Here is a 23,681-nt window from a genome sequence, read left to right on the forward strand (position 1 = left end):
TTCGGAAATTCTCTCTGTTGGGGCCCCAACCCCAACTTGCTTTGTCCATGGTATTTCTTCGGAAATTCTCTCTGTTGGGCTCATCTCATAAGAATTTGTATATACATAAAGAAAGTCTGGGACATAAAATATCATTGTCCCAGACTTGTTTGTTTTAGCCATCAAGTTATTCTTATAGACTTTATTTAATTGTCATAATCGCTTTACCAGGATCGACTTGTTTTACATCTTCAATTGTTAATATTTTGTCTTCTTGGTTTGTTATGATTACTGGTGTAATAATACTTGGAGCATGTTCTTTTAAGTATTCTAAATCAATCTTCATTAATGGTTGACCTTGTGTTACTGGTTCATCAGTATTTACTAAACTTTCAAAACCTTCACCATTTAATTTAACTGTATCGATACCAATGTGAATTAACACTTCAACGCCACTATCAGATTCCAATCCTATCGCATGTTTTGTAGGGAAAATTGTTTTAACCGTACCATCGAATGGTGCTACAATTTCTCCTGAATCTGGTACAAATCCGATACCATCACCCATCATCTTTTCAGAGAAAACTTTATCAGGTACTTCAGATAACGGAATTATCTCGCCATGTCCAGGTGCGTAAATTTCTGTTTCTACAATATCTTCCACATGTGCAGGCTCATCTGACACTTCTTCATCAATTGTTGTTTCACTTGGTTTTGTAATTTCTCCACTTATTATCTTAGCCATATCATGTTTGATTTGGTCAGATTTAGGACCGAAAATGGCTTGCATATTGTTACCGACTTCAAGTACTCCTGAAGCGCCTAATGATTTAAGACCGGCAACATCAACTTTTGATTTTTCATTTACTTCTACTCTTAGTCGAGTAATACAAGCATCTAGATGTTTAATATTTTCTTTACCACCCATTGCTTTCAAAACATCGAATGGCAGTTGACTAGCTGATGTAGTTGTTACTGTTGATTTTTTATCTTCACGACCTGGTGTTTTATAGTTAAATTTAACAATAAGGAATCTAAATACAAAGTAGTAAATCACTGCATAAATAATACCTACTGGAATGACAAGCCACCATGCCGTTTTATTAGGTAGAATGCCTAATAAGACATAATCTATAAATCCTCCAGAGAAAGTATATCCCAAATGTACATTTAACAAGTACAGTGTCAAGAATGATAAACCATCTAATACAGCGTGAATTACGAATAAGAATGGTGCTACAAATAAGAATGAGAATTCTAATGGTTCAGTAATACCAGTTAAAAATGATGTTAATGCAGCAGAAATCATTAAACCTGCAACTACTTTCTTATTCTCAGGTTTTGCTGTTTGATAAATAGCCAATGCTGCAGCCGGTAATCCAAACATCATGACTGGGAATTCCCCTTGCATGAATTTACCAGAAGTTAAGTGAGCACCTTCACGGATTTGTTCAATAAAAATACGTTGGTCTCCTCTAATTATCTCGCCGGCAGCATTTTTCCAAGAACCAAATTCAAACCAGAATGGTGCATGGAAAATGTGATGTAAACCAAATGGTATTAATAGTCGCTTAATAAATCCAAATAAAAATACAGCTAAACCTGTATTAGAATCTAATAACCCCTCACTAAACGCATTTAAACCGTTTTGAATCGTTGGCCAAATAATTGCCATCGGAAAAGCTAAAATAAAAGATGTTGTTGCCATCATAATTGGTACAAAACGTTTACCTGCAAAGAATCCTAAATATGATGGTAAGGTAATATTATAGAATTTGTTATAACACCAGGCCGCTAGTGCACCTATAATAATACCTCCGAACACACCTGTTTGAAGTGTAGGAATCCCTAATACATTTGCGTATCCATTAGATGGATCTGATAATTTACCTGGGGTTACATGCAAGAATGCACCCATTGTTTTATTTAAAATGATAAAACCAACAAATGCAGCAATAGCAGCTACACCATCTCCACCTGCAAGACCAATTGCTACACCTAAAGCAAAGATAATAGGTAGATTATCAAATATGATACCACCAGCACCTGTAAGCATATTAGCGATTTGTTGAACAATATCATTTTTTATAAATGGAAGATAATGTTGTAACGCTTCGCCTTGAAACGCAGTCCCAATTGCTAATAGCAACCCTGCAGCTGGTAAAATAGCAACTGGTAACATTAAAGCTTTACCGATACGTTGCATTTGACCAAATAGCTTTTTAAACATAATCAATTCATTCCTCTCTATCTTCTTATTCACGTGCCACAAAAAAAGCATGAACAAATAAGACTATCAATTTCATATCACGAAAGATAGACACTCTTATTTGCTCATGCCTGCATAACCAGTAACACGCAATGATTTTATTTACCTCTAGTATACACATTCAATAAAGCGTTTACAATACTTTTTGAAAATTTTACATAAAAAAACTCGACTACTTAGAGTCGAGTTTCTACAAATTTATTATTATAAGAAACGTTTAGCTGCTACAGAGATTGGTGGGATTTGATCAAAGTCTAAGTTTTTATCTTCAGTAATTGATCTATAAGCCCATTTACTGTAACCAAATGCTTCTTCGTTTACAATTTTACCTGGTAATGGTGCAGCATTAGGATCAACATGAACGTCAACGATTGTTGGAACATCTTGAGCCATTGCCTCTTCAACGATGTCGTCAAGACGACTTACATCTCTCACAACATAGCCTTTACCACCAGCAGCTTCAGCAAATTTAGCATGATCCATATCAGAGAAATCAATGGCATACTCTAATTCACCAGCAGCTTGTTGTTCATATTTAATGAATGACAATTGTTTGTTATTTAATACAAAGATTGTCATTGGTAAGTTATATTGAACAGCTGTAGCAAAGTCTTGCATTACCATTTGGAACGCACCGTCGCCTGTGATAGCTACTGCTTGACGGTTTGGATAAGCAATTTTAGCTGCCATAGCACCTGGTAAACCACAGCCCATAGTACCTAACCAACTAGAAATAATGAATTTATTATTTACAGATAAGTTTAAGTAACGCGTAGACCATACTGTAGATGTACCAACATCTGCTGAGATAATTGCATCATCTTTTAAGTTAGCATTGATTGCTTTCATTAAACGTTCTGGACGTAATGGTGAATTGTCATTATTCAAATCTTGTTTCATCCATTTATCCCAAACTGCTTTACGTTCTAATGTCTTATCTAAGAATGGACGTTTTGCAACATGCTTAATGTTTTCAGTTAGTTGATGGAAAGCAACTTTACTATCGCCTAAAATACCTACATTAATTTTAAAGCGTGCACCAATATTTTCTTCGTTCGTATCGATTTGAATAGCTTTAATGTTTTTCTTAGGTAAATAGTTAACATACGGATAGTTTGTACCAGCCATAATTAGTAAGTCTGCATCTTGAATTGTTTGATAAGATGTTTTAGTACCAATTTTACCTAAGTTACCAATACTATAAGGATGATCATCAGGTAAAATTGTTTTTGCAGGTAATGTGTGAATAACTGGAATTTTTGCAGCTTCAATAAATTCACGTAATTCATCTTTAGCGTGTTGTGTACCTAAACCAATAAGCATTACTGGTTTTTTAGCTTTATCAATTAATTTAGCTGCTTTTTTAATACTTTTGAATTTTGGTGAAACTGGTTTTGGTTTAGTTGTATCAACTGCACGATTTGTAGTGTCTTTAATTTTTTGAGTTAATAAGTCATTCGGACAAATGATAACAGAGACACCTTTTTTCTCGTATGCCGTACGAATTGCTTCATTTGTAATTTCAAATACGTTATCACCTTTTTGAATTTGGTGGTGATATACAGCAACATCATCAACCATTTTAGAAATGTTTGTCTCTTGGAAGAATTTTGTACCTAATAATGTACTATTTGTTTGTCCAGCAATAATAAGTTGAGGTACATTATCCATTTTAGCATCGTACATACCATTTAATAAGTGTACAATACCAGGTCCCCCGATACTTAAAGCTACACCAATTTTACCTGTCATTTTTGTGTAACTTGCAGCAGCTAAACTCGCTACCTCTTCATGACGTACGTGATAGAATTTAAATTGATCTCTGACCGTACGTAAGCTATCAACAACAGCATCTACTGAGTCGCCAGGAATACCATATAAATGATCAATATTCCAAGTTTGTAATGCTTTAACTAATGCTTCATTTGCTTTAATTTGTGCCATTTTTACAAATAGCCTCCCTTTCTATTAATATGAGTAAATCTTTTTCCCTTTAGTAAAACAATAAAATCAGTACTGGTATAAGAACAGAACTAATGACTGCTGTTAAAATCATACCAATTGAACTGAACGCTCCTGATTCAATATCAAGCTCTAATGCTTTTGCGGTACCAAATGCGTGAGAAGCATTTCCATAAGTTAGTCCTCGCGCAATGGAAGATTTAAAACCTCCCATACGTAACAGCATTGAACCTAAAATACTGCCGATTAAACCTGTAGTTATGATAAAGAGCACAGTAATTGTATCTGTTCCTCCCAACTCTTGAGAAACCTCTATACCTACTGCTGCTGTAATTGATCTAGGTAATAGGGTAACAATTGTGTCTTTAGAATAACCAAAGATTTTCAACGTTGTAAATACTAACACAAAATTGAGAACTACACCAGTCAACACGCTTGTGAAAATAATTGTTAAATATTTTTTTATTTTCTTTTTATTTTGATAAAGTGGGTATGCAAGACATACAACTGTAGCGTTTAAAACATGGTTAATCCAGGTACCACCTTTCATATACCCCTTATAACTTACTCCGCAAACCAATAAAACAATAATTATTGCAATTGATGCAATAAGAGCTGGATTTAATAGTGGATTTTTATATTTATCTTGAATCTTTTTGGAAATATAATATAAAACGATGGTTAATAAAATCATTAGAACTGCTTGTAAGTATTCATTCATGAGTGATCAGTTCCTTTACGTGTATTGTTTTTTTCTAGCATTTTTTCAGCGATATAACCTGATGAAAGTGCTACAAGGCATGTACCAATTATAATAACAATAAAGAATAATATATAATTCATCGTGATATTAGATGCAACATCCATAATTCCTACCACTGATGGGATAAAGAAGAAAACCATTGTTTTAAGTAAAAAGTCTGCTCCTACATTAATCCATGATTCAGGTATGATTTTAAATTGTAACAATAGGAAGAAAAGCATTAGCCCTACAATACTACCTGCTAGAGGTATATGAAGTAATTTTTGAACTTCAGTGCCTATAAAAGTAATAAGCATGATAAGGGCAAGTTGAAGTATTAACTTAATGACAAATTTTGCTTTTTCCATCAACAACACCCCTTTCTAAAAATGTGTCCAAATTGTTACTGTGTTTTTTTAGTGACATTTTCCATTATAGTGTTTACTATTATATATTAAAAATATTTATTCATGATATTTTATATTCCTTAAATCTATGAAAACGCTAGCAAATTAATAGTGCTACAAAATTAATAATTGATAATAAAAAACGTAAGGCAGAATTAATCTATAATTCAAAACCCTACGTTTTCGTTGTAATATGACTTTGTGAAAATAAATCATTTCACATCTTAACAACTTCGCTCTTTTATTAAATGCGTTGTTTATTATTATATTTATATTATTCTTCAGATAATCTTTCTTTCAAAAATTCTATCCATTTATTTGTCGCATGACTTAAACGTTTATCTTTTTTCCAAACGACACCAAGCTCCCAAGTTGTATGTGCATTTTCCAAACGTACAATTTTGACGTCATCATTAAGTAATTGTGCTATAGTGGCTGGCAATATGGAAATACCTAATTGATTAATGACAAGATTCTCAATCACATTCCATTGTGAGATTTGTGAGGCCATGTTCGGCACGAATCCTGCATTCTTCGCATTTTCAATAATTTTATCGTTGAGATAGAAATCTTCATTAAATAAAATGAAGTTCTCATCAGCTAATTCTTCCATTTTAATAGAAGATTTTTGTGCTAAAGGATGTTCTTTATTTAAAACTACAGTCAGTTCTTCTTTGTTTAAAGATATACATTCAAATTTTTGATGATCTACTGGCAATGTTGTCACACCAATATCCACTTCATCTTTGAGTATAAGATTTTCAGTTGTCTTACCACCACTTTCGATTAAGTTGTACGTGATATTCGGATAAAGTTGATGAAAGTCTCCTAATACACCAATAAATTTACGCATGCTCATCACTGCAGACATACTAATAGTGATATGACCTGTTTCTAAACCATACAAACTATTAATTTCAGTGGGCAAATTATCATATAGTGCGATAATTTCTTGACATTTCTTGAAAAAAATTTTACCTGCATCAGTAAGTACTAAACTTCTTTTACTCCGGTCAAATAAAGGGACAGCCATCTCTGCTTCTATATCCTTAATTGCTTTACTGATAGTTGGTTGCGCAATATACAAAGATTTTGAAGCGTTTGTCATACCACCTTGTTTGACAACTTCAACAAAGTATTTCATGTGTTTTATATCCATGCATATCCCCCTAGTTTTTATATGATTCAATAGTAAGTTTAATTATACAATAAAATTGACCTTTCTAGCGATTAATAAATTTAAAAACTATAATTCAAAACATTTTATTTCATTTTTCAAGTATTTTAAAAAACGAGAATATGTTACAATGAGAGTCGGCTCATATAATATATTATGAGGTGAGATATTGAGCTTTTACGAATTTATGCAAAATTTCCTTGGTGATGACACGCCATTAGGTGAATTGGTTGATTGGATTAATCAAGATATCAATTTCCCTAAAGACGTGAAGAGCCAAAACGAAATCTTGACATATTTTCGAAATCATCCATGTCCGGAAAACATACCAGTGGCGAGTATCAAACGGGCACTAGCTGTTTTCAACCAATTCACTAAAGTATAAATTGATGTTATGACATGACTTTAACATTAACGCATACTTATATACATGGAGTTAATCATCTCGTACCTGAGTGAGATTACATTTAATATAAATGTAGTCTCTCTCTTTTTTTACTCAAACCATTATTACAATAAAAATATGTATATTTCATTAATGTTACATTTACTTTGATAATTCGTTTCTTATATTGTATAGCGCATTTTTAAATATTATTATTATTACTGTCATTAAATAAAAACATTTTTTGGGAGAAAGAAATGAAATTTAAAAAATTATTATCACGTATTATTATCGCTACAATGATTACGTTTACTGGAACACTCTCATATCAAGCTATTGAACAAACGCATATTTCACATGCTGCTTCACATAATTATTATGGTAAAAAACAATGCACTTGGTGGGCATTTAAACGTCGTGCTCAATTAGGCAAACCTGTATCAAATCGATGGGGTAATGCTAAGAATTGGTATAGCAATGCACGTCGATCTGGTTATGCAACTGGACATAAGCCTCGCAAATACGCTGTTATGCAATCAACAAGAGGCTATTATGGGCACGTAGCAGTAGTTGAAAAAGTATATAAGAACGGAAAAATCAAAATTTCTGAATATAATTATAATGTGCCATTAGGCTACGGCACACGCATTATTAGTAAATCGTCTGCACGAAACTATAATTATATTTATTAAACAAATCAAACAAACCTTCAAATAAGTATATCCTTAAAGCTATATATCAAGATATACCCGTTTGACGGCTTTTTAATTATGATTCTCTTATATTCATCAAGATTTCTTGAGCTTTAGCAGTATTAGCTTGTGATTCATATTTGAGCGCTTCAGCTACTTGCGCAATTTCTTCACCTTTTGCACCTACAACAATCGCTAATGATTTATATTGTAAACTCATATGTCCTTGTTGTATCCCCTCAGACACTAGCGCTCTACATGCGGAGAAATTTTGTGCTAATCCAACAGCAGCAACAACTTGCCCTAGTTCCTGTGCATTTTCAACATTGAGCAAATCTAAAGAGGCTTTAGCAATAGGTAAAACTTTCGTACCTCCACCTACTGTAGCTAAAGTCATAGGAACTTCAATAGTTCCAACCAATTTATTACGTGAGCGATCATATTCCCAAGTAGCTATCCCTCTATAATGACCATCTTTGCTTGCATATGCATGAGCACTTGCCTCAACTCCTCTTGTATCATTGCCTGTAGCCAATACTACAGCATGTATACCATTCATCACACCTTTGTTATGTGTTGCAGCACGATGTATATCTACTTGTGCAAGAACTGACGCTCGTTCCATACGTTGCGCTACCACTTCGCCACTTCTCTCTCCTCTATGTAAATCTTCAATATCTATTTCTCCTTGTACTTTTACTACTGATGCTGTCGCATGATTAGATAAAATACTCATTAAAACATTTTGATTTGAAAATTTAACTTTAAGATGTGCAGTGATTGCTTCTAATATCGTATTTAACATATTGGCACCCATAGCATCTTTAGTATCAACAAAAACCTTTAAAGATAATAATTGTTGATCAGGAAATGTATCTATTTCAATACGTTGATATCCTCCACCTCTTGCTTTAATAGAAGGGTAAGCCTCATCAGCAATTTGATGAATTTGTGATTCAATTTGATATATTGAGTTAGCTAATGAGCCTGTGTCATCTACATCATCAAAGACAATTTGTCCAATCATTAGACGTTCACTTGAAATCGTCTTAAATCCTCCACTTTGATTAACGAGTTTTGCACCATAACTTGCTGCTGCTACGACTGACGGTTCCTCTACCATCATAGGTACTACATATTCTTTACCATCAACTATAATTTGAGGTAATAATCCTACTGGTAGTGCACCTTGACCAATGACATTTTCAATTAAACTGTTAGCGACTTCCTCATTAATTAACGGATAATTAAGTAATATTTCATAGTTTTCATCCTCTAGCCAACCGTATTCAACAAGTTCTTTTAATTTATCTTTTCGTGTTAAATGTCTAAATCCTTTATCTAAACTTTTCATTCATATACTCCTTTAAAATATCTTTATATTAATGTAGTGATGTAATCATTTATACTTCTCTTTAAATATCAACTGCCAACATTGTCTTGCACAAAAATAATTCTAAACTTTTTACAATCGTTGTAAAGCGCTTACAAAATTATTATATATTCCTGGTCATGTCTGTTATATTTCATTGTATAAAACGAATTTTCTTTGGTATGATACTAGTGCTACTTCTAAAAAAGAAAGGATGTCACACCTTATGAATATAGGTATAGATAAAATAAGTTTTTATGTACCCAAATATTATGTAGACATGGCTAAACTTGCAGAAGCGCGCCAAGTCGATCCTAATAAATTTTTAATTGGAATCGGTCAAACTGAAATGGCTGTGAGCCCAGTGAACCAAGATATCGTATCTATGGGAGCCAATGCTGCTAAAGATATTATAACAGAAGAAGATAGAAAGAATATTGGTATGGTTATAGTAGCAACTGAGTCTGCGATTGATAATGCCAAAGCAGCATCCGTTCAAATTCACCATCTTTTAGGTATTCAACCCTTTGCAAGATGCTTTGAAATGAAAGAGGCTTGTTATGCAGCAACACCTGCAATCCAACTTGCCAAAGATTATCTTGCTCAACGCCCTAATGAAAAGGTGCTTGTCATTGCTAGTGACACAGCTCGTTATGGTATTCATTCTGGTGGTGAACCTACTCAAGGTGCCGGTGCAGTTGCAATAATGATTTCACATAACCCAAGTATTTTAAAACTTAATGATGATGCCGTAGCATATACTGAAGATGTTTATGATTTCTGGCGTCCAACGGGTCATCGATATCCCTTAGTTGCTGGTGCATTGTCCAAAGATGCCTATATCAAGTCATTCCAAGAAAGTTGGAATGAATATGCACGCCGCCATAATAAAACACTCGCTGATTTCGCTTCACTATGTTTCCATGTACCATTCACTAAAATGGGACAAAAAGCGCTAGATTCTATTATTAATCATGCCGATGAAACTACACAAGACCGTCTTAACTCAAGTTACCAAGATGCAGTTGATTATAATCGTTATGTCGGTAATATTTACACAGGGTCCTTATATTTGAGTCTCATCTCTTTATTAGAAACACGTGATTTAAAAGGCGGACAAACGATTGGTCTCTTTAGTTATGGCTCTGGTTCTGTAGGAGAGTTCTTTAGTGGAACATTAGTAGATGGATTCAAGGAGCAATTAGATGTTGAGCGCCACAAATCTTTATTAAATAATAGAATAGAGGTTTCTGTTGATGAATATGAACATTTCTTTGAGCGCTTCGATCACTTAGAATTGAATCATGAACTTGAAAAATCAAATGAAGATCGTGACATTTTCTATTTAAAATCTCTTGATAACAATATTCGCGAATACCATATAGCAGAATAATCTAAACTCAATTCTTTTGCTCTTTTAATTTTTTAAAATGAAATAATCAAACTTGCTGTTCATACTTACCCCTAAAAACAACGTCATATAGCTGTTTTTAGGGGCTTTTTTAATCCCACGATAATACAATTTCATCTATTATAGACCTCTACTATTTATATACTCTTTATCTACTATTAATAGATAAAAAACGAACCCTATCCATAGAGCAACATTAAAAAATAAATAAAGCAATTCTATATGATGACGTATCTCAAGGTTTCGTTGTTTTTTTAGGTCTATATAAATGTGTCATATCTATTTCTTCCAATTTTAATAATTTTATTTTGTTATCTAAAGTACCTCCATATCCTGTTAAATTTCCATCCTTACCAACCACTCGATGACATGGTATAAGTATAGAAATAGGATTACTCCCAACAGCACCTCCTACAGCCTGAGCAGACATTGCTGGTTTATTCATTGCTCGACCTACTGTTTTAGCAATCTCTCCATATGTTTTAAGTTCTCTATAACGAATTGTCTGAAGTTCATTCCATACCTTCTGTTGAAAATCAGTGCCTTTTGGTGCTAACGGTACTTTTATCTCAGGATAATTCCCTTTAAAATACTCTCTTAACCATGCTTTAGTATCTTTAAAAATATCTAAAGTATCCTTTGTTTTAATTCCTTTCAAATGTTGATTGGGATATAAGACATGTGACAACGAGATGCCATCGTTTGTAATTAATTGCAATAAGCCGACGGGCGAGTCATACATTGACTGATACATATTTCACCAACTCCTTAAGTGTGTATATCATTCTAGTCATATCCTTATAAACTAACGCATTCTATCCTGAACATCATTTTATAATATGGATCATTGCTATATTTATGAAATTGGATAAACACTAGAATAGAATATGATACACCAACAACAATAACTAAAATTGAAAAATGTTCATTATCTATTTATTAAGTCAATTATTGACAGTCCATACTTTAAGAAAGTCTGGAACTTTGTTTTACGTTCCAGACTCGTCAAGATTTAGAATTTAAAGTCCAAATCAACCTTTTGATTAGATGTCATTGTATTTATTGAAAATTATAAAGTTCATACCCCTTATTTTTTGCATATTCTAATGCTAGAATTTCTAAAACATTAATGAACGCAGGTTCGTCTTTTACTTTTATATATTGGAAAGTGAAGCCGTAATTATCTGCAGTAATGTCTTTTAAATGGTTTTGATTTAAGTCTTTATTTTGAGCAAAAGTTTTTCTAAATTTAGTCGTACCTGTTTCTGAATGTGAATTGTATTGTCCTAATTTTGTATACAAATCACTATTAATAGGTTGATGTGTGGATGAATATCCTCCAGTTTGACCTACAAACACTGGTTTTTCCTCATCGAAAATCACATAGACACCAAACTTATCCTTAACTTTTTTTCTATCCTCTGGTGTAAACGCCAATGCCTTTTTATGATCATACTTAAATAATTTTTTTAGTTTCTTATGATTATCTTCTAGTAATTCATTTAATTTTTTGCTACCCTTCATACATTTATTCCTCCCAATTAGTAATTGACTTATATACATACATTTTACATGTAGTATATCACTTTTTAAAACTTTTAATCATTATTGTACGGAGGTAACATGTCAAAATTTTATCAATACAAATAACCCCTTTCATTCGTAAATACATTTCCGAATGAAAGAGGTTTGTTATTGTAATTATCTATGACTTAATATGTGGAATATTTAATTTATTTTTATGAGGTGAAGGATTCGTATCGCATTTGCAATTAGATTTACACCCACCACAATCACCTTCTTTTGAACGTTTAAAGAATTTTACTAATGTCATTGCTGTATAACCAAAAATCGCTATGAACAATATTATATTGACTAAAATAAACATGACGAATTCATCCTTTATATAAATAATTGACTAATTTGATAGAATATGAACGTTAATATATATGCTGTTACTATTGGATAAACAACCGCTAATAATGTCCATTTCCAAGAACTTGTCTCTTTACGAATCGTTGCGACTGTTGAGATACAAGGAACGTAAAGTAAAATAAAAATCATGAATGCATAAGCTGAGAGTGGGGTGAATTGCTGTTGAATGACTTGTGTTAAACCACTTTCGCTAGAAGAGTATAAAATAGCCATAGAACTGATAATCACTTCTTTAGCAAGAAAGCCAGGTATTAAAGTCGCTCCTGCCTGCCATGAGCCAAATCCTAAAGGTGCAATTAAATTCGCAAACCCTTGACCAATCATATGCATAAAACTTTGATTAATTGGTACATTAACACCGTGCGGACCGATGTATGTGAGTGTCCAAATAACGACTGAACCACCAAAAATAAAGGTACCTGCTTTTTTGACAAAACCTTTTGCTTTTTCCCAAGTACTGCGCCAAAGTGTTTTAAATGATGGAACACGGTATGTCGGTAACTCCACAATAAAAACAGACTGGTTATCTTTTAATATCAATTTATTCAATAACGTACTTACTAGTAAAGCGACAACTATACCTAAAATATATAAGCTTAATACAACTAGTGATTGATGTGCTGAAAAGAACGCTCCTACAAAAAGTGCATAAACCGGTAAACGTGCTGAACATGACATGAAGGGTGCAACCAATATTGTAATCAAACGTTCTTTCTCATTCTCTATACTTCTTGCTGCCATAATACTTGGTACATTACATCCAAATCCAATAATCATAGGAATAAATGATTTTCCACTTAAACCTATAGATTCCATTGTTTTATCCATTAATACAGCTATTCTTGCCATATAACCTGAATCTTCTAATAAAGAAATAAAGAAGAATAACACAACAATTTGTGGTACAAATACCAATACAGAACCCACACCAGCGATAATTCCATCTGTAATAAGATCTTGAAGAAACGACGTAATATGTAATGTATTCATAACAGATTTAATCCATTCTGATAAAGGACCACTTATAAAAGCGTCTAATTGATCAGATAATGGTGTTCCTATCCATGTAAAGGTTGTTTGAAAAATAAGCCACATAATGCCTAAAAATATAGGTATACCTAGATATCTATTTAATAATAATCGATCCACTTTTGAAGTGAAAAATTGTTTATCCTCTTCGGGATATTCTACGATATCTTCCAATAGCTGATTAATGTAATCATTTCGTACAGCTTCAATTCTTTGTCGTGTTGATTGTTCTGTCGCGTTACTCAACCCTCGCTTAATGGGTTCTAACTGTTCTAAAGTTATGGCATCAAGTTCTTGATAAATTTGAACATTGTCTATTAAATACTGTATGGCTATAAAACGTAAACGTTCTGTTGGATACATGTTATCTTGTTTGATAATTGAACAAATTTGTTCAATCGCAGTTTCAATTTCAGTTCCATAATTAATCTTAAATGCGCGACGTTGATGTGGTTCTAAATAATTAAGCTCTCCTAAAAGATTATGTGTCCCCTTTGCCTTTCTTGCAACAATTGGAAATACCGGTACTTTTAATTTTTTCATCAATGCCTGATAGTTAATTTTAATACCTCTTTGTGTTGCAACATCTATCATATTTAAACCAATAATCATAGGTTTGTTGAGCTCCATCAACTGTATAGTAAGATTAAGATTTCTTTTAAGCTGACATGCGTCAATAATGTTAATCATTCCTGTGAATGATGTTGACATTAAATAATCTGTGACAACCGTCTCATCTTTAGAAATAGGCGATAAATCATAAATGCCTGGTAAATCAACTAAATCACCTACATTATCTTTCAATTTTCCTACTTTCTTTTCAACGGTTACGCCACTCCAGTTACCTATATATTCGTAAGAACCGGTTAACGCATTAAATAATGATGTTTTGCCTACATTAGGGTTTCCAAGAATACAGTAACTTTGAGTCATTATAACTACTCCTCTAATGTTATGAGTCGTGCATCACGTTGTCGTAAACTTAAATGTTGACCATTTACTTCAACAACGCTAGGACCGTTGAGTAAACATTTCTGTTTGATGCTAATTTCACTTCCAATATTTAAGCCTAATGCCCCTAAACGATACAACATATTTTTATTTGAAATCCCTATATGCTTCACTCTATATTTTTTATTTTTTACTCCATTGTTTACACTAATCATATTGTTCACACTTTCTAATTAATAATCATTATCATTATCATTTAACAACAGAATATGCTTTAAACTACTTTTTTACAATAACCAATTAACAGAATGTGTGTCTTTTTTATGAACAATATATTATTTTAAGCGTTTATTCATATAGTTAATATTGATGAAAATATTATTTTTAATATATGACTAAACATCCTTCTATCAATTGCAATAATCATTTCCTTTCTAAACTAAAAAGTCGTTGTAAAGTGGTTATAAGTCATCTTGCCTCATTCACGCACATTACAACGACATGTTATATATAAATTAAAACATTTCGGAAACAACTTTTTGTTCTAAGAAATTAAGTAAGTAATCTGGACTTCCTGTTTTAGCATCTGTACCAGACATCTTGAATCCACCAAATGGATGATAACCCACTACTGCTGCTGTACAGCCTCTATTCAAGTAAAGGTTACCTACATCAAATTCATTCACAGCCTTAATCCAATGTTCACGATGATTAGTAATTACGGCGCCTGTCAAACCATAGTCAGTATCATTTGCTACTTCGATAGCCTCATCAAAATCCTTGACCTTAATAAATCCTACGACTGGTCCAAAAATTTCTTCTTGCATGATACGATCCGCAGATTGTAGTCCGGAAAAAATAGTTGGTTCAACGAAATAACCGGTAGAATCATCTGTTCCGCCACCAGTCTCTAGCTTGCCTTCTTTTTTACCAATTTCAATATAATTTTTAATTTTATCAAATTGTTTTTGATTAATTACCGGCCCCATAAATGTGTTCTGTTCAGTATTACCTAAAGTTAATTTTTGAGTTAATTGAATTGCTTTTTCCAATATTTCATCATGTACATCTTGATGGACTATGGCACGAGAACACGCAGAGCATTTTTGACCAGAGAAACCAAAAGCAGATGTAACAATTGCTTCAGCTGCTAAATCTGTATCTACATCATTATCTACAACTATCGCATCTTTGCCACCCATCTCTGCAATAACACGTTTTAAAAACTGTTGTCCTTCTTGCACTACAGCACTACGTTCATAAATACGTGTGCCTGTAGCTCGGGATCCTGTAAATGTGACAAAATGTGTATTTTTATGGTCGACTAAATAATCTCCAATTTCTTTTGGATCACCAGGAACAAAATTTACAACACCTTGTGGTAAACCTGCTTCTTCTAATATTTCCATTAATTTATAAGCAGTCAAAACTGTATCCTCAGCAGGCTTTAATAATACAGTATTACCTGCAACAACAGGGGCTAAAGTTGTCCCAGCCATAATTGCAAATGGAAAATTCCATGGTGGAATTGTCACGCCTGTACCAATAGGTTTATAAAAATAACGATTATGTTCACCTTCTCTATCTAATACTGGTTTACCATTTGCAAGTTCCATCATTGATCTTGCATAATATTCTATAAAATCGATACCCTCAGCCGCATCTCCAACTGCTTCATCCCAAGGCTTGCCAGCTTCATAAACCATAATAGCGGAAATTTCCTCTTTTCGACGACGGATAATTGCTGCTACACGTAACAATAGTTCTGCACGGTCCTTATGCGACCACTTCTTCCATGATTGATACGCATGATTTGCTGATTCGAAGGCTTTTTCAACATCATCTTGCGTTGCTTTAGACACTTTCGCAATGAGTTGTGATGTATTCGCAGGATTCACTGAACTAAAAGTATCAGTTTTAGTAAGTTTTTCTCCGTTAATCACAAGTGGTATGTCTTGTCCTAGTTGCGCTTTTACTTTCCTTAATTCTTCATTAAAACGCTCAACATTTGCCTGTACTGAAAAATCAATACCAGGTTCATTTTTGAAAGGTACTACCATTCTTAATTACCCCCTATGAATTTATCTTTTCTACCATCCTTTGTGCATAAAGGTATGACTTTTCATCTTCTTTTATTTTAAAGATTTTTCTTCGCCATAACCTTTGTCTTATTTTACTATGTAAGCTCACATATTTGCAAACGCTTTCATTTTAAAATGAGTGACTTTTCAAACCGTATAATTTTCGTTTTCTATAAATAAATTTACAGTTTTAAACATTACCTATGTTTAGACATCTCATTTAACTTATACTTTTCATGGAAGATTTTTTTAATTAATCGCTACATAGACTTATTCTTATGTTCACTTTCAATACACATAAACATTTATTCGATTATTGTATAGACATCTAATAGAATAAAGTCTATCAAAATGATATTCTTTTCACCCATCTCCTCGTCATATTACATCTATAAAGTCGTTTAATTTCAACTAATCTTCTCTTAAAGATTTAGCACTACTTAGAATGCCAAACATCAGCTCCAAGTAGTGCTATTAATTTTGTTAAGATGTGATAAAATCGCCACCATTAACATGAATGACTTGACCAGTAATATAGGAACTATCTGCATGTGTTGCTAAGAAGACATAAGAAGGTGCAAGTTCTGCTGGTTGTCCACGACGGCCCATCGGCGTTTCGCCACCTTGATGTTCTACTTTCTCTTCATCAAATGTCGCAGGAATTAAAGGTGAATAGATTGGGCCGGGCGCAACGGCGTTAACCCGAATTCCCTTTTCCATTAAAGTAGTAGCAAGAGAACGAGTAAACGATACTATGGCACCTTTTGTAGCTGAATAATCAATGAGATGTCCCGATCCTCTATATGCTGTTACACTTGTAGTGTTAATAATTGTATCTCCTTCAGATAGGTAAGGTACTGCTGCCTGGGATAAAAACATCATGCCAAAAATATTCGTCATAAAACTTTCTTTCACTTGTTGTGGAGTGATATCTTCAAAATGATCGCGTGGAAATTGTACGCCACCATTATTTACTAATATATTTAAACCACCGAAGTCATTTATGACGTCTTTGATTAACTTTTGAGATTGCTTTTCATCTTTTAAGTCATGGGCATAAGCTTTAGCTTTTACACCAATTTCTTGAAGTCGATTAACAGTGTCTTTGGCATCTTGATGTTCGTCATAATAACCAATAGCAACATTTGCCCCTTCTTTAGCGTATAGTATTGCTATCGCACGTCCAATACCTGAATCTCCTCCTGTTATTAGAGCAACTTTATTTTCTAACTTTCCTGCTGCTTTATATTCTTCTAATTCTGCAATGGGTTTAGGTTCCATATCCGCTTCAATACCAGGTTGTCTATTTTGAGTATATCCTTTGATTTTGTTGTGAAATTTTAATAAATTCACTTCTCATCACCTCAATTTATGTTTTACATTTAAATTCCCATAAGGTTTTATCATCAAACACGTACAGCAATTATATTAGAAAATCTAATATGCTATTGCTTAATCAAACTAAGGAATGAGTCAATATCCATTCTATAGACGCATGTTTATCATCATAAAAAAATGTACACTCATATATAATTCAATAAAGGAGTTGTATCCTATGAGAAAAATACTTAAGGGAATTATATTATCATTAATAATCATCGGCTTAATCAAAACGTTCAATGAATACGATGTTATACATTGTGCAAATCATTATTTCGAACAAATCAAAAGTGGAAAAATGATTGAAGATATCAAAATTGACCATTTCAATAATTATCATAATATTAATTTTGAAAACCTAAATCCTTCTGACTTTTTCTAACACTTATGCAATACTAATTGAGAAAAAGATAAAAACATGATGTTATGCATTGTTTCCTATTAATAAATTAAACGATGTATTTTGTTATTTTTATCCATTAATTATTTATACCTATATAGATTTATTGATTAATTTTTCTTAAAGGTAACACATAATACTATCCCATAATATATAAGAGCTAAGCAGTTGACTTGTATACCTATAGGGGGTATATTAGATGTGAAATGGAGGCATTTAGATGGCGAATACAACGTTGACTTTGGATATTATTGGTATGACATGTGCTGCGTGCTCAAATCGCATTGAAAAGAAATTGAATCGTATGAATCATGTTCAAGCTAAAGTGAATCTGACTACTGAGAAAGCAACTATCGACTATGAGTCTGACGATTATCATCTCGAAGATTTTGTAGAGCAAATTCAAAGTCTCGGCTATGATGTTGCTGTTGAGCAAGTAGAATTAAATATAAATGGTATGACATGTGCTGCATGTTCTAATCGTATAGAAAAGGTTCTGAATCAAACGCAAGGTGTACAACAGGCAACAGTAAATTTAACTACCGAACAAGCACACATCAAATATTACCCTAGTGCTACGAACACGGAAGCATTAATTAAACGTATTCAAAATATTGGATACGATGCTGAAACTAAAACTTCATCAAAAGCGCAATCAAATCGTAAAAAACAAGAGTTAAAACATAAACGCAATAAATTAATCATTTCAGCTATTTTATCATTGCCACTATTACTAGTAATGGTGGTGCATATTTCACCAATTTCCATTCCATCCATTTTGGTCAATCCTTGGGTACAATTAATTCTTTCAACACCTGTCCAATTTATTATTGGTTGGCAATTTTACGTTGGCGCGTATAAAAATTTGCGAAATGGTTCAGCTAACATGGATGTATTGGTTGCTGTTGGTACCAGTGCCGCATATTTTTATAGCATTTACGAAATGATGATGTGGCTCACACATCAAACACATCACCCACATTTGTATTTTGAAACAAGTGCTATTTTAATTACGTTAATTCTTCTTGGTAAATATTTAGAAGCACGTGCCAAATCACAGACTACCAATGCATTAAGCGAATTGTTAAATTTACAAGCAAAAGAAGCACGTGTAATTAAAGAAAATAAAGAAATTATGCTTCCACTTGATAAAGTTAAAGTCGGAGATACTTTACTAATTAAACCCGGCGAAAAGATACCTGTAGATGGCAAAGTCACTAAAGGAGATACTTCCATAGACGAATCCATGCTAACTGGTGAGTCTATACCTGTTGAAAAAAGTAGTGGCGATTCAGTGATTGGATCTACCATGAATAAAAATGGTTCAATCATGATTGAAGCAACTCAAGTAGGTGGTGATACTGCATTATCACATATAATTAAAGTGGTTGAGGATGCTCAAAGTTCTAAAGCACCGATTCAACGCTTAGCTGATATTATTTCTGGATATTTTGTTCCGATTGTGGTTAGCATTGCGGTTATTACTTTTATCATATGGATTATATTCGTTCACCCTGGACAATTTGAACCTGCACTTGTTTCAGCAATATCTGTTTTAGTTATTGCTTGTCCCTGTGCACTTGGTTTAGCAACACCTACATCTATTATGGTGGGTACGGGACGCGCTGCAGAAAATGGCATATTATTCAAAGGAGGCCAATTTGTAGAACGCACACATTATGTTGATACAATCGTGCTAGATAAAACAGGTACAATTACTAATGGGCAACCTGTAGTAACTGATTATGTTGGTGACAATGATACATTACAACTTTTAGCAAGTGCTGAAAATGCTTCAGAACACCCTCTTGCTGATGCCATTGTTACTTATGCTAAAAATAAAGGTCTTAATTTACTTGATAATGACACTTTTAAATCAGTTCCCGGACATGGCATTAAAGCTACGATTCATCAACAACAAATCCTTGTAGGCAATCGCAAATTAATGAATGATTACAATATATCTATTAGTAATAAATTAAATGAGCAATTAAATCACTATGAATATTTAGGTCAAACGGCAATGATGATTGCCGTGGATAATCAAATTAATGGAATCATTGCTGTAGCTGATACAGTAAAAAATGATGCTAAACAAGCTATAAAAGAGCTTAGAAATATGAATATCGACGTGGTTATGCTGACTGGTGATAACAATCGAACAGCTCAAACCATCGCAAAACAAGTTGGCATTGAACATGTCATTGCAGAAGTATTGCCCGAAGAAAAGGCACATCAAATCTCTTTATTACAAGACAAAGGTAAACAGGTTGCCATGGTCGGCGATGGAATTAATGATGCGCCTGCACTTGTAAAAGCCGATATTGGAATGGCTATAGGCACTGGAGCTGAGGTAGCGATTGAAGCTGCAGATATTACGATTCTTGGTGGTGACTTGCTATTAGTTCCAAAAGCTATCAAAGCAAGTAAAGCTACGATTAAAAATATTCGACAAAATTTATTTTGGGCATTTGGATATAACGTAGCTGGCATCCCAATAGCTGCTTGTGGTTTATTAGCACCTTGGATTGCTGGTGCTGCTATGGCATTAAGTTCTGTTAGCGTAGTTACGAATGCCTTAAGACTGAAAAAAATGAAACTATAGTATATATATAATGATGATAAATATCTTACAAAATGATTTACTTTCTAAACAATTTATACAGAAAGCTTTAAAAATTTACATTTGAGCTTTATGATAGTATGTAATATGTGGAGTAAAAAGGAGTGATAATGATGACACAAAAAATCATAAAAGTTGAAGGTATGAGTTGCGAACATTGTAGAAACGCCGTAGAATCGGCACTAGCTAAACTAAATGGCGTATCAAGTGCTGAAGTAAATTTAGATGAAAATCATGTACGCGTTGAGTATAATGATTCAAAAGTTACATTTGACAATATGAAAGAAGCAATTGAAGAACAAGGTTATGATGTTAAATAATCGCTAATGTTAAAAAGCATAAAGGGAATGCTTCTCGCTACCCTTTATGCTTTTTAATTTACTCTTAACTGTGTCGTGCCAGTATTTAATACTTCCATTGTTGCATCTAAAGCATCAAAAATCAGATGTTTAATTGCCGCTTCAGTATAAAATGCTATGTGAGGTGTAACAATAATATCTTCTCTAGTAATTAATTCCTCTAAAAGTGGGTCATTCAAACCGTCTTCACTTCTATCTGTCGTATATACGCCAACCTCATATTCATAAGTATCAAGTGCCGCACCTTTAATTTGACCTTGATTTATTGCAGATAACAAAGCCTTGGTATCTACTAAGGATCCTCTAGCACAATTTACAAACACAGCACCCTTTTTAAACATTTGAAACATATTTTCATTAAACAGGTAGTTGTTATACTGTGTTGACGGCATATGTATTGTGACGATATCTGCATCTTGAATAGCCTCATTTATACTTTGTTTATAGGTAACGTAAGGTTTCACATGTTCACTTGGAAATGGATCATACGCTACAACGTCACATAGATATCCTTCTGAGAATATTTGTGCAACAATGCCACCAATATGTCCCGTGCCAATAACCGCTACCTTTAAATCTTTGATAGATTGAGATAAAATTGATGCCTCCCATCTAAAATCATGCAATCTCATTTTTCTTTGAACATGATTAAAGTGACGTACAATATTGATGGCTTGAGTCACGGTAAATTCAGCAATGCTTCGAGGTGAATAGGAAGGCACATTAGATATAATAAGACCATATTTAGATGCTAACTCTAAATCATAACCATCAAATCCAGCACTTCGTTGAGCAATCTGCCGAATTCCAAGTTGATTTAATTTATTATAAATTGTTTCTGATAATGGTAATGTTTGAGACAGTGATAGTCCATCAAATCCTTCAATAGATTGGACATTGTCTTCAGTTAACTGTTCTTTCGACATCTCTACCTCCACTTCATGTTGTTGTGACCACATTTCAATGTAAGGTTCATCTTCTTCTCTGACACCCATTAATTTAATTTTAGTCATTTTATAACTCCTTTATCTTTCATACAAATACCGTAACTGTGCTAAGCGATTCGCCGCTTCTTCTAATTGTTTATCATCGAGCGCCAATGAAACCCTCACATATTGATTACCATTTTCACCAAATGGTTTACCAGGTGCAACTAAAATTGACTTTTCTTTTAATAACAACTGTTCGAATGCTTCACTATCATAACCCGGAGGTGTATGTAACCAAATGTAAATACCTCCCTTAGAGTGAACAAACGGTAAATGTGCACGTTGTAGTTGTGATTCAAAATTATCACGTCTACGTCTAAATATTTCATTTTGCTTTTCTAAAAATTCATCATAATGATTGAGTGCGTATGTAGCAGCATCTTGAAGCGCTCCAAACATACCTGCATTTGTATGAGTTTGATATTTCTTTAACGCTTGAATCATTTTTTTATTCCCAACAGCAAAACCAACACGAAAGCCTGACATATTATAGCCCTTAGATAAAGAGAATATCTCGATAGCAACATCTTTTGCATTATTAGAAGCTAATATGCTTGGATTTTTGGCGTCAAATCCAAAAGCACTATATGCAAAGTCATGAACTATCTTTGTTTGAGTACCTTTAAAGCGATGAATTGCTTCATCAAAAACATCTTGTGTGGCTGTCGAACCGGTAGGATTATTAGGATATGTTAAATAAATTAGCTTAGTCTTCTCAAGAACTTTAGCATTTATAGTATTCCAATTCGGCAAATAATTTGGTGGCGACAATTTTAAAGGGAGTGGCTTAGCATCAGCTAACATGACCCCCGCTAAATAATCTGTATATCCCGGATCTGGTAAAAGTACGATTTCACCAGGATTAACAACACAAGTAGGTAATGCAACTAGACCATTTTTAGTCCCATATAAAATACAAACTTCATCTTCTTTGTCTAATTCAACATCGTAATGTCTTTGATAGAAGTTAACAATCGCTTGTTTAAAGGCATCTTTGCCGTGGAATGGACCATACTTTTGATTTTCTGGAATACATAGCGCCTCTGAAAAATGATTGATAATACCTTTTGGCGTTTCTCCATCTGGAATTCCAACTGCCATATTTATAAGTGGTAAAGGACCATGTTCAACTTTTTGGCCCATTGTTTTGCCAAAGTAACTATCAGGAATTGAAGCTAGCCTTTCTGACATTTCCATGCTATGCCTCCTCATTAAAATAATCTAATTAGTAAGTACTTTATATTATAACAATAGTTAGAATTTTCTGAAATAAAAAACATAATTATATCTGATAAACTACTGAAGCATCCTGAAAAAGCACTAGTGAACCATATCAAAAAATGTATCGTCGTTAAAAAGCTTAATATTACATTCCATTTTTTGTAAATTTCATCATTTGGTACACAGCAATTTTAAAACTTATTAGAAATTAAAAAAGCATTAAACAACATCATAGAATGTTAGTTTAATGCTTTAAATATCAGTATATGATTAATCATATATAATTAGTGAATATAATTATATGAAGCAGCTTGGCT

Annotated in this window: 21 protein-coding genes; 6 read left to right on the forward strand and 15 right to left on the reverse strand. The window is 33.2% G+C overall.

Annotated features, from left to right (window positions below; all coding sequences use genetic code 11):
• Positions 1-181 precede the first annotated feature (181 nt).
• The 5 genes from ptsG to HMPREF3058_RS02515 all read right to left on the reverse strand — a co-directional run bounded on the left by ptsG (position 182) and on the right by HMPREF3058_RS02515 (position 6,518).
• Positions 182-2,209, reverse strand: a complete 2,028-nt coding sequence (ptsG, locus tag HMPREF3058_RS02495; protein WP_002491069.1) for a glucose-specific PTS transporter subunit IIBC — start codon at positions 2,207-2,209, stop codon at positions 182-184.
• Between the two features lie 243 nt (positions 2,210-2,452).
• Positions 2,453-4,192 (reverse strand): pyruvate oxidase, encoded by a 1,740-nt coding sequence (locus HMPREF3058_RS02500; protein ID WP_002447089.1) that lies wholly within the window; start codon positions 4,190-4,192, stop codon positions 2,453-2,455.
• Positions 4,193-4,241: 49 nt separating this feature from the next.
• Complete coding sequence (locus HMPREF3058_RS02505; RefSeq protein ID WP_002447088.1) at positions 4,242-4,931, reverse strand: LrgB family protein; 690 nt, start codon at positions 4,929-4,931, stop codon at positions 4,242-4,244.
• Complete coding sequence (locus HMPREF3058_RS02510; RefSeq protein WP_002447087.1) at positions 4,928-5,320, reverse strand: CidA/LrgA family protein; 393 nt, start codon at positions 5,318-5,320, stop codon at positions 4,928-4,930. The genes HMPREF3058_RS02505 and HMPREF3058_RS02510 overlap by 4 nt, the downstream gene beginning before the upstream one ends.
• Positions 5,321-5,633: 313 nt before the next feature.
• A complete protein-coding gene (locus HMPREF3058_RS02515) occupies positions 5,634-6,518 on the reverse strand; it encodes a cidABC operon transcriptional activator CidR (protein WP_002491099.1) in 885 nt (294 codons plus the stop codon).
• 187 nt (positions 6,519-6,705) lie between these two features.
• On the opposite strand from HMPREF3058_RS02515, the gene HMPREF3058_RS02520 reads away from it, so the two are divergent.
• Together HMPREF3058_RS02520 and HMPREF3058_RS02525 are read left to right on the forward strand one after the other, a co-directional pair.
• Positions 6,706-6,921 (forward strand): sterile alpha motif-like domain-containing protein, encoded by a 216-nt coding sequence (locus HMPREF3058_RS02520; RefSeq protein WP_002447085.1) that lies wholly within the window; start codon positions 6,706-6,708, stop codon positions 6,919-6,921.
• Positions 6,922-7,178: 257 nt separating this feature from the next.
• A complete protein-coding gene (locus tag HMPREF3058_RS02525; protein WP_001832340.1) occupies positions 7,179-7,613 on the forward strand; it encodes a CHAP domain-containing protein in 435 nt (144 codons plus the stop codon).
• A gap of 76 nt (positions 7,614-7,689) precedes the next feature.
• On the opposite strand, the gene HMPREF3058_RS02530 is transcribed toward HMPREF3058_RS02525, so the two are convergent.
• Positions 7,690-8,967 carry a hydroxymethylglutaryl-CoA reductase, degradative gene (locus HMPREF3058_RS02530; protein WP_001832354.1) on the reverse strand — a complete coding sequence of 426 codons (1,278 nt, stop codon included), beginning with the start codon at positions 8,965-8,967 and terminating at the stop codon, positions 7,690-7,692.
• 244 nt (positions 8,968-9,211) lie between these two features.
• Here HMPREF3058_RS02530 and HMPREF3058_RS02535 point away from each other — a divergent pair, with 244 nt between their 5' ends.
• Positions 9,212-10,378 (forward strand): hydroxymethylglutaryl-CoA synthase, encoded by a 1,167-nt coding sequence (locus HMPREF3058_RS02535; RefSeq protein ID WP_002491027.1) that lies wholly within the window; start codon positions 9,212-9,214, stop codon positions 10,376-10,378.
• 253 nt (positions 10,379-10,631) lie between these two features.
• Here the strand turns inward: HMPREF3058_RS02535 and HMPREF3058_RS02540 are convergent, their stop codons facing one another.
• The 7 genes from HMPREF3058_RS02540 to HMPREF3058_RS02570 form a co-directional block, all read right to left on the reverse strand.
• On the reverse strand, positions 10,632-11,150 hold the full coding sequence (locus tag HMPREF3058_RS02540; RefSeq protein ID WP_002458230.1) for a methylated-DNA--[protein]-cysteine S-methyltransferase: 519 nt from the start codon (positions 11,148-11,150) through the stop codon (positions 10,632-10,634).
• A 305-nt stretch (positions 11,151-11,455) separates the two neighbouring features.
• Positions 11,456-11,920, reverse strand: a complete 465-nt coding sequence (locus HMPREF3058_RS02545) for a hypothetical protein (RefSeq protein ID WP_002491026.1) — start codon at positions 11,918-11,920, stop codon at positions 11,456-11,458.
• Between the two features lie 181 nt (positions 11,921-12,101).
• Positions 12,102-12,284 (reverse strand): FeoB-associated Cys-rich membrane protein, encoded by a 183-nt coding sequence (locus HMPREF3058_RS02550; protein ID WP_002491100.1) that lies wholly within the window; start codon positions 12,282-12,284, stop codon positions 12,102-12,104.
• A gap of 14 nt (positions 12,285-12,298) precedes the next feature.
• Positions 12,299-14,293 carry a ferrous iron transport protein B gene (feoB, locus tag HMPREF3058_RS02555; RefSeq protein WP_002491054.1) on the reverse strand — a complete coding sequence of 665 codons (1,995 nt, stop codon included), beginning with the start codon at positions 14,291-14,293 and terminating at the stop codon, positions 12,299-12,301.
• Positions 14,294-14,298: 5 nt separating this feature from the next.
• Positions 14,299-14,526, reverse strand: coding sequence for a FeoA family protein (locus HMPREF3058_RS02560; RefSeq protein ID WP_002476996.1), 228 nt, complete (start codon positions 14,524-14,526; stop codon positions 14,299-14,301).
• 300 nt (positions 14,527-14,826) lie between these two features.
• Positions 14,827-16,371 (reverse strand): L-glutamate gamma-semialdehyde dehydrogenase, encoded by a 1,545-nt coding sequence (gene pruA, locus HMPREF3058_RS02565; protein WP_002491124.1) that lies wholly within the window; start codon positions 16,369-16,371, stop codon positions 14,827-14,829.
• 504 nt (positions 16,372-16,875) lie between these two features.
• Positions 16,876-17,745 (reverse strand): SDR family oxidoreductase, encoded by an 870-nt coding sequence (locus tag HMPREF3058_RS02570; RefSeq protein ID WP_002458235.1) that lies wholly within the window; start codon positions 17,743-17,745, stop codon positions 16,876-16,878.
• Between the two features lie 202 nt (positions 17,746-17,947).
• On the opposite strand from HMPREF3058_RS02570, the gene HMPREF3058_RS02575 reads away from it, so the two are divergent.
• The 3 genes from HMPREF3058_RS02575 to copZ all read left to right on the forward strand — a co-directional run bounded on the left by HMPREF3058_RS02575 (position 17,948) and on the right by copZ (position 21,115).
• A complete protein-coding gene (locus HMPREF3058_RS02575) occupies positions 17,948-18,154 on the forward strand; it encodes a hypothetical protein (RefSeq protein ID WP_002447074.1) in 207 nt (68 codons plus the stop codon).
• Positions 18,155-18,392: 238 nt separating this feature from the next.
• The gene (locus tag HMPREF3058_RS02580) at positions 18,393-20,777 is read left to right on the forward strand and encodes a heavy metal translocating P-type ATPase (RefSeq protein WP_002491036.1); all 2,385 of its coding nucleotides are present in this window, start codon (positions 18,393-18,395) and stop codon (positions 20,775-20,777) included.
• 131 nt (positions 20,778-20,908) lie between these two features.
• The gene (gene copZ / locus HMPREF3058_RS02585) at positions 20,909-21,115 is read left to right on the forward strand and encodes a copper chaperone CopZ (RefSeq protein WP_002476992.1); all 207 of its coding nucleotides are present in this window, start codon (positions 20,909-20,911) and stop codon (positions 21,113-21,115) included.
• Between the two features lie 53 nt (positions 21,116-21,168).
• Here copZ and HMPREF3058_RS02590 read toward each other — a convergent pair whose 3' ends face one another.
• Together HMPREF3058_RS02590 and HMPREF3058_RS02595 are read right to left on the reverse strand one after the other, a co-directional pair.
• Complete coding sequence (locus HMPREF3058_RS02590) at positions 21,169-22,167, reverse strand: D-lactate dehydrogenase (protein WP_002491109.1); 999 nt, start codon at positions 22,165-22,167, stop codon at positions 21,169-21,171.
• A gap of 12 nt (positions 22,168-22,179) precedes the next feature.
• Positions 22,180-23,340 (reverse strand): aminotransferase class I/II-fold pyridoxal phosphate-dependent enzyme, encoded by a 1,161-nt coding sequence (locus HMPREF3058_RS02595; RefSeq protein ID WP_002489222.1) that lies wholly within the window; start codon positions 23,338-23,340, stop codon positions 22,180-22,182.
• Positions 23,341-23,681: the final 341 nt, after the last annotated feature.

The organism is Staphylococcus sp. HMSC068G11 (assembly GCF_001815825.1).
Lineage (GTDB): Bacteria > Bacillota > Bacilli > Staphylococcales > Staphylococcaceae > Staphylococcus > Staphylococcus epidermidis.